Origin of the sequence: Mesorhizobium sp. B283B1A, assembly GCF_020165735.1 — a bacterium.
Lineage (GTDB): Bacteria > Pseudomonadota > Alphaproteobacteria > Rhizobiales > Rhizobiaceae > Mesorhizobium > Mesorhizobium opportunistum.
On record NZ_JAIUIQ010000045.1, the window covers coordinates 41,207 to 48,606 of the forward strand.

A 7,400-nucleotide genomic window follows, 5' to 3' on the forward strand; every position below is an offset into this window, starting at 1 on the left:
CCGTGGGTCCGAAAGGCCTGACGAAAATGGCGCAAAACAAGGCAACCGCAAAGCCGGAGAAACGCAGAGCTGTAACGGCCAAGGGCAGGGGCGCGGCAAACGATGCTCCCCCCAAGGACCGTCGGCGCGAGCGCGGCGAAGCGAGCGTGCAGCGCATCATCGACGCCACGATCGAGCTCATCGCGGAGGAGGGCCTGGCGAGCGTCACCATGCAGCGCATCGCCGAACATGTCGGCTCGTCCAACGCGCTGGTCGTCTTTCACTTTCGCAGCAAGGAAAACCTGTTCCGCGCCGTCCTGCAGCATCTCAGCGATCGATATGACGAGCTGTGGGTCACTCTGGTGCGGGCGCCCGGCCTGTCGCCGGTCGAAAGACTGCTGGGCGCCGTCGACTGCGCGCAACGCTTTGCCCGGCAGCATCCGAAATGGGTTTCGGTCTTTGTCGTGTTCTCCAGCGACCGCAAGAGCATGCAGATCTACAATGAAATCGGCCTGCCGAGCGATCTCGCCTACACCGCCGAAGCGCGCGAACTGCTGATCGAGATTTCGCGCAGCGGTGGTTACACCGGCGTCGACATACACACCCTGTCGGAGAGCCTGAATTATCTGGTTCATGGCGCCTGGTACTGGGACCATCTGAACCCTTCCGGCCGTGACACCGATGTGCTGCGCAAAACCATGCTGCTGCTGCTGCATCAGGCATTTCCGCGACACTTTTGAACTGGTGCGTTAAGATCGTCAGCGGCTCTTGCGCAGATGGCAGCCGACCTGCCGTTTTCGCGCCAGGTACTCGTCGATCAACTGACGATAGCGGACCTTGCCGAAGCTCGGGAAATGGCCGCCATGCACGACCGAGACGTCGAGGTCGCGCAGGGCGGCGAGTGTCTCGACATAATCCTGGATGTCCGAGTGATAGACGTCGTCGATCAGCGGGCCGTCATAGACGATGTCGCCGGACAGCAGGATGCCGGTCTTTTTCTCGTAGAGCGCGATGCCGCCCGGTGAATGGCCAGGCGTGTGGATCACCTCGAAGGCGCGGTCGCCGAGATCGATAACGTCGCCATGTTCGAGCAGCCGACCGGCCGGCGCGGCTGAAATGCCGTAGCGCGCGGTGTCCCAACCTTTCGGGACGCCATCGAACATCTCGTCGGTCGCATAGGTATCGGCTACCGTCCATTCGTTGCGCGGATCGGCTAGGATTTCCGCCTCGGCGCGGTGCACGCAGCGGTCGGGAAATTCGTGATGGCAACCGATATGGTCGAAATGCGTGTGGCTGGCCACGCAGGTCAGCTTGCGCTCGGCCACCAGCGGCACGTGCTGCCTGAGGCTGAAATGGCCGAGCCCGGTGTCGAACAGAAGGTCGCGGTCACGGCCGCGCACATGCCACATGTTGCAGCGGAAGAACGGTTTTATCCATGGCTCATGAATCAGCGTCACGCCGTCGGCCATGCGGATGGTCTCGTACCAGTCGGGTGCGTCGATGACCGCAAGCGTGCCCATTTTCAATCCGTCAGCAGGATGATCTGGTCGGTATCGCACGAAGCCGCGACCGTGTCGCCCGGCTGGACCGTGGCCGCTGCGGGCAGTTTGGCGATGAACCGCACCGAGGGGTCTTCGACGGACATCGCGAGCACACGCTTGAAGCTGCCCTGGAAGACGACGTCGCTCACCTTGGCCGTGCCCAGCCTTGTGGCGCCCGAGGCCGCGCCCAGGCTCAGATGTTCCGGCCGTATGGCCAACGCAACGGCCGAGCCCACCGGCAACGCACCGGGCAGCGAAACCGCTCCGACCGGCGTCGCGACCGTGCTTGTCTTGTCCTTGGCCTCGGTGACAGTGCCGGCGAGGATCGTGCTTTCGCCCATGAAGGTGGCGGAAAAGCGCGTCGCCGGCCGGGCATAGACGCGCTCGGGCGGTCCTTCGTCCTCGATGCGGCCGTCATTCATCACCACGCAGTGGTCGGCGAGCGCCATCGCTTCTTCCTGGTCATGGGTGACATGGATGAAGGCGGTGCCGACGCGCTTCTGGATCGCCTTCAATTCGTCCTGCATCTGCCGGCGCAGTTTGAGGTCGAGCGCGCCGAGCGGCTCGTCGAGCAACAGCACCGCCGGCTCGATCACCAGCGCACGCGCCAGCGCCACGCGCTGCCGCTGGCCGCCCGAAAGCTGGTGCGGCTTCTTGTCGAACGCCGAGGCAAGTCCAACCAGAGCCAGCGCCTCGCGCGCCCGGGCGGCACGGGTTGCGCCGTCGACGCCCTGCATGCGCAGCCCGAAGCCGACATTGGCGCCGACACTCATATGCGGAAACAACGCATAGTCCTGGAACACCGTCGTGGTCGGGCGCCTGGCCGGTGGCACCAAGGTGCAATCCTTGCCGCTGATCAACACCTTGCCTTCGCTGGGCGTGACGAAGCCGCCAAGGATGGACAACAGCGTCGTCTTGCCGGAACCCGACGGTCCGAGCAGGATGGTGTAGCTGCCGGGCTCGATCTGCAGCGAGACATCTTTCAGCACGGCCAACTGCCCGAAACGGTGCGAGACGCTGCGTATGTCGACCAGGGGCGCGGTCATGTCTTTCTCCTGCGCAGCAATGTCAGTTCGAACAGCACGACCAGCACGATGGAAACGGCAAAGACCAGCGAACCGACGGCATTGGTCTTGGGATTGAGGCCGGAGCGCAGCAGGTTCCATATTTCCACCGGCAGCGTGGTGTCGAAGCGCGTCAGCAGGAAGGAGATCACGAATTCATCCCAGGAGAAGGTCATCGACAGGAAGAAGCCGGCGAAGATCGCCGGTGCCATCACCGGCACCGTGATCAGCAGCAGCACCTTCCCTTCCGGCGCGCCGAGATCGCGCGCGGCGCGCTCGATGTTGATCTGGTGGTCGCCCATCTGGCTGTAGATGATGGCAAAGCAGAGCGGCAAATTGATCACCACATGGCCGATGCCGGCGGCAAGCAGCGATTTCGGCACGCCGGCCCAGTTGAACAGCACCAGGAGCCCCATGCCGATGATCAGGTAGCTGACCGTCAGCGGCAGCGTGATCAGCCCGCGCAGCAGGCCCGAGCCGGGCAGCACAAAGCGCGCAAAACCCCAGGCCGAGAGGAAACCCAGCGTGACCGCGGCGAGGGACGAGATCGATGCGACCAGCAGTGAATTGACCAGCGCCGAGGTCAGCCGCGTGTCGGAGAGAATGGCCTCGTACCAGCGCAGCGACGGGCCGGTGAACGGCGGGATGGGGAATGACGTCGCCTGCAGCGAAAACAGCACCAGCACGAACACCGGCAGGAAGATGAAGCCGTAGACCGCAAGCGCGTAGAGCCAGGAAATGACGCGGACAATCCTGCGCATGGTCAGGCCCGCTCGATCTTCAGCCAGCGGGCGCAGGCGAGATAGGCAACGGTGACGACCGCCATCAGGATGATCGACAGCGCCGAGGCGAGCGGGAAGTCACCGCGCCGGCCGATCTGCATCATCACCAGCTGCGGCATCAGAAGCTCGTTGTTGCCGCCGAGGATCTGCGGCGTGATGTAGTCGCCGATGCACAGCACGAAGGTGAGGAAGGCGCCGACCATGATACCGGGCAGCGTCAGCGGCAGCACGACGTGCAGGAAAGTGCGTATAGGCCCGGCGCCGAGATCTGCCGCGGCCTTGCGGTAGCTCGGGCTGAGCTGCTTCAGATTGGCGAAGATGGTCAGCGTCAACAGCATGACGAAGAAATGTACGAAGCCGGTGACCGTGGCCAGCCGAGTGTTGGCGAGCTGCAGCGGCTCGGTGATGAGGCCGGCGCCGGTCAGCGCGCGGTTGATGACGCCGTTCTGCGCCAGCACCAGCAGCCAGGAGTAGGAGCGCACGACATAGGAGGTCCAGAACGGCAGCACGGCCAGCATCAGCGCCAGCCGCTGCCAGCGTTCCGGCACCTGTTCGGCGAGGATCCAGGCGAAGGGGTAGGCGAGCAGCACCGAGACCACGGTGACGATCGCCGTCACCTGGAGCGAGTTCACCATGGCCTGCCAGTAGGACGGGTCGGTGAAGAACTGGCTGTAATTGGCGAGCGTGAAGCCGCCGCCCTCATGCGCTGTCAGGCTGGAAAACCCCATGGCGATGAAGGGCAGCACGAAGAACAGCAGCGTCCAGCCAAGTGCCGGCGTGACCAGCGCCCAGGGCAGGGCCAGGTTTGCTCGGGGCAGGGCATTGCCCGCCCGGGGCAGGGCGCGCCCGTTTTTTGCAGTCGAATTCACGAGCGGTATCCGCTCACTTCGCCTGCAGCATTTCAGTCCACATATCCTGCATCTTCTTGTCGAGATCGGCGTTCGGCGCCGGATAGGCCTGGGCGCGGGCAAGAAAGCCGGGCTGCTCGTCGAAGCGCAGGATCTTCTTCTGGTCGTCGGTCAGCGCCGCCTTGGAGTTGGACGGCATGCCCCAATAGCAGGACGAGGTGGCAAGCCGCGCCTGGCCTTCCGGGCTCATGATGTACTGGATGAACTTCAGCGCCATGTCCTTGTTCCTGGAATCCTTGAACATGGCCAGCGACTGCGACCACAGCACCGCACCTTCTTTCGGAATGGAGAAGTCGAGCGCCGGGTTTTCCCTGGCCAGCCCCGCCGTCACCCATTCGCCGCCGCCGACCAGTATGTCGACCTCGCCGGTCGCGAGCGCCGTCTGGCTGGCGGTGACTTCGCCGACCAGCTTGGCGTTGGCCTTCATTTTGAGAAGCTCGGCCTTGATGGCGGGGAGGTCGGCCTCGGTCAGCTCCGCCGTCTTCTTGCCGATGGCGAGTGCCGCCATGCCGATGACCGGCAGGTAATAGTCGTAGATGGCGACCTTGCCCTTGTACTTGTCGCTGGTCAGCGACGCCAATGACTGCATGTCGGCCGGGTCGACCTTGGTCTTGTTGAAGCCGATCGTGTTGTAGCCGAACTTCTCGGTGACGCCGTAGCGCTTGCCGCCGACCACGGTCGAGCCGTCCATCTTCACCTGCGGGAACAGGTCGGCCAGCGGCAGCTTGTCTTCCGGCAGTGGCTCGAACAGGCCCTTTTCGACGCCGCGCAGCACATCGATACTGTCGATCACCATCACATCCCAGTCACCGGGCTGCGACTGTTCGACGATGGCGAGGCCGGCGCCGGTGCCCTCGAATTCCTTGACGTTGACCTTGACGTTGCTGGCTTCCTCAAAGGGCTGCAGCAGCGCCGGATCGGAATGATCGCACCAGATCAGCGCGTTGAGATCGGCGGCCTCGGCGAGACTGCCGGCGCCAAGCAGCAGCGCCGTGGCAGCGCAGGCGGCGCGCAGTTGGTTCTTCAGGACGGAAAGCGGATTCATGGCTTTTGACTGTGCGGACATCGAGTGTTCTCCCTGCCTTTGTGGCTTCTCGCAAAAAATTGAACCAGTTTTAAAATTGAGTCAATTCTATTTTTGTGGCAAGAGGCTGATATGAGCGGATTGCGGGCAAGGCAAAAGGCGGATCGGCACAGGCGCATCATCGAGGCGGCGGCCGCACTTTTCCGCGACGCCGGCTATGAGGGCGCCAAGATCGAGGCGATCGCCATGCAAGCCGAGGTGTCGGTCGGCACCATCTACAATTACTATGAGAACAAGGGCGACATCCTCGGCGCCATCGTCTCGCTCGAGGTCAACGAGGTGCTCAACGCCGGCCGCGGCGTCGTCGCCAGGCCGCCGGCCAATGTCGGCGACGCGCTGGACACGCTGGTCGGCATCTATATCGAGCACTCGCTGCATTACCTCAGCAAGGAGATGTGGCGGCAGGCGATGGCGATCTCGACGCAACTGCCCGACAGTCCGTTCGGCCAGGCCTATACGGCGCTGGACCGCTCGCTGACGGAGCAGATCCGCGCCCTGATCACCCGGCTGCAGGAGATTGGGCTGGTACGGCAGGACATCGACGGGGCAGCGCTCGGCGAACTGATCTTCAACAACATGAACATGATGTTCATCGAGTTCGTGAAGCGCGACGAGGCCAGGATACCGGAACTGCGCGCGGCGATACGGAGGCAGAACCGGATATTGGTGTCGGCGATCGGGGTGTGAGCGAGTCAGGAGCAGGCAGGAGAAACCGTCGCTTCGTCGTTCCGCATCAGTTTCACGTCTTGAGTTGAGGTTGAAATCTGATACAACTTAGGAGGGCATAAAAAAGGGGGAGTGAAATGGGGACGTTTTCCATCTGGCATTGGGCGATTGTACTGCTGTTGATCGGCGTACCTGTTTTCTTCGCTGTTCGGTCAGCCGCGAAGCCGTCACAGAATCCTGAGCCACTTGTCGGATTCGGCGGCTGGCTGATGCTGCTGGCGATCGGTCAGGCGTTGTCACCACTGCGCACACTCGCCGACTTGGCCAACTCGGCCGACGGCTACCAGCAACTCATGACCCTCTCAAATGGGCCACTAGCGGTTTATGGCGAGGTTACACTCAATCTGGCCTTTCTGGCTCTTCAGTTGGTTGTGCTCGTTTCAATGCTGCGGAAAAGCCGCCGGTTCCCGCAATTGTTTCTGCTCCAGTGGCTTGCGATCCCTGTCGTTTTTGTCCTGGACACGATCTGGATTTCTTCATTTCTGGGCGTTCCGGTGAGCCAGGTGCTCGCAGGTGATGCGCTGGTGACGCCGATAGCCTCCTTTGTGGGGACCGGCATCTGGGTCGCCTATGTCTGCAGGTCCGTCAGGGTGAGGAACACGTTCACCAGGACGAATGCATCTGAGCAAGTCGCTAGCGCCTCATAGGATATCGGCGCTGCGATCGCCCTTGGAAGGCTTTCGGTTCTCGAGGATCGTACAGATTGCCCTTCCCGAGAGATGGGTGACAGTTCATTCCGGATAGATGGGTTACACTTTCGGCCCTTTGCAAGGAGAGCAAGGTGCCTTGGAAGGAGTGTAACGTCATGGAAGAGCGGCTGAAGTTCGTCGCCCGGTTGCTGGACGGCGAGAAGATGGCGGTGCTTTGCCGGGAGTTCGATATCTCGCGCAAGACCGGCTACAAGATCCTCACGCGCTACAATGACAGCGGCCTTGAAGGGCTGACGGATCGATCGCGCCGGCCCTATCGCCACGCCAATCAGCTTCCGTTTCAAATCGAGAAGCTGATTGTGCGCCTGAAGCAAGATAAGCCGACATGGGGGGCGCCGAAGATACGCGAGCGGCTGGCCCGGCTGTATCCCGATGTGCACCGGCCCGCGATCTCGACAGTGCATGCGGTGCTCGACCGGCACGGCATGGTCGAGCACCGCAAGCGAAGGCGCAACAGGGCGACGGGGACACCGCTTTCAAACGGCTATCGACCCAACGATCTTTGGTGTGCCGACTACAAGGGCGAGTTCATGCTCGCCGACCGACGTTATTGCTATCCCCTGACCATCACCGACTTCGCCAGCCGCTATCTCATCGCCTGCGAGG

9 protein-coding genes are annotated in these 7,400 nt (G+C 62.5%); 4 read left to right on the top strand and 5 right to left on the bottom strand.

Features of this window, described 5'->3' with window-relative positions; translation table 11 throughout:
* Positions 1-2: 2 nt before the first annotated feature.
* Positions 3-719 (top strand): TetR/AcrR family transcriptional regulator, encoded by a 717-nt coding sequence (locus tag LB577_RS27900; RefSeq protein WP_224689769.1) that lies wholly within the window; start codon positions 3-5, stop codon positions 717-719.
* An 18-nt stretch (positions 720-737) separates the two neighbouring features.
* Here LB577_RS27900 and LB577_RS27905 read toward each other — a convergent pair whose 3' ends face one another.
* From LB577_RS27905 to LB577_RS27925, 5 genes are read right to left on the bottom strand one after another with little or no spacing between them, the layout of a single operon-like run.
* Positions 738-1,499, bottom strand: a complete 762-nt coding sequence (locus LB577_RS27905; protein WP_224689770.1) for an MBL fold metallo-hydrolase — start codon at positions 1,497-1,499, stop codon at positions 738-740.
* A 2-nt stretch (positions 1,500-1,501) separates the two neighbouring features.
* On the bottom strand, positions 1,502-2,566 hold the full coding sequence (locus tag LB577_RS27910; protein ID WP_224689771.1) for an ABC transporter ATP-binding protein: 1,065 nt from the start codon (positions 2,564-2,566) through the stop codon (positions 1,502-1,504).
* Complete coding sequence (locus LB577_RS27915) at positions 2,563-3,345, bottom strand: ABC transporter permease (RefSeq protein WP_224689772.1); 783 nt, start codon at positions 3,343-3,345, stop codon at positions 2,563-2,565. The genes LB577_RS27910 and LB577_RS27915 overlap by 4 nt, the downstream gene beginning before the upstream one ends.
* A gap of 2 nt (positions 3,346-3,347) precedes the next feature.
* On the bottom strand, positions 3,348-4,235 hold the full coding sequence (locus LB577_RS27920) for an ABC transporter permease (protein ID WP_224689773.1): 888 nt from the start codon (positions 4,233-4,235) through the stop codon (positions 3,348-3,350).
* Between the two features lie 13 nt (positions 4,236-4,248).
* Positions 4,249-5,340 (bottom strand): spermidine/putrescine ABC transporter substrate-binding protein, encoded by a 1,092-nt coding sequence (locus tag LB577_RS27925; RefSeq protein ID WP_224689774.1) that lies wholly within the window; start codon positions 5,338-5,340, stop codon positions 4,249-4,251.
* A 90-nt stretch (positions 5,341-5,430) separates the two neighbouring features.
* Here LB577_RS27925 and LB577_RS27930 point away from each other — a divergent pair, with 90 nt between their 5' ends.
* From LB577_RS27930 to LB577_RS27940, 3 genes are all read left to right on the top strand, one after another.
* Positions 5,431-6,045, top strand: a complete 615-nt coding sequence (locus LB577_RS27930) for a TetR/AcrR family transcriptional regulator (protein ID WP_224689775.1) — start codon at positions 5,431-5,433, stop codon at positions 6,043-6,045.
* A 116-nt stretch (positions 6,046-6,161) separates the two neighbouring features.
* On the top strand, positions 6,162-6,731 hold the full coding sequence (locus LB577_RS27935) for a DUF2569 family protein (protein ID WP_224689776.1): 570 nt from the start codon (positions 6,162-6,164) through the stop codon (positions 6,729-6,731).
* A 134-nt stretch (positions 6,732-6,865) separates the two neighbouring features.
* Positions 6,866-7,400, top strand: a 535-nt coding sequence (locus LB577_RS27940; protein ID WP_411969345.1) for a helix-turn-helix domain-containing protein, incomplete at its 3' end; no start/stop codon positions are given.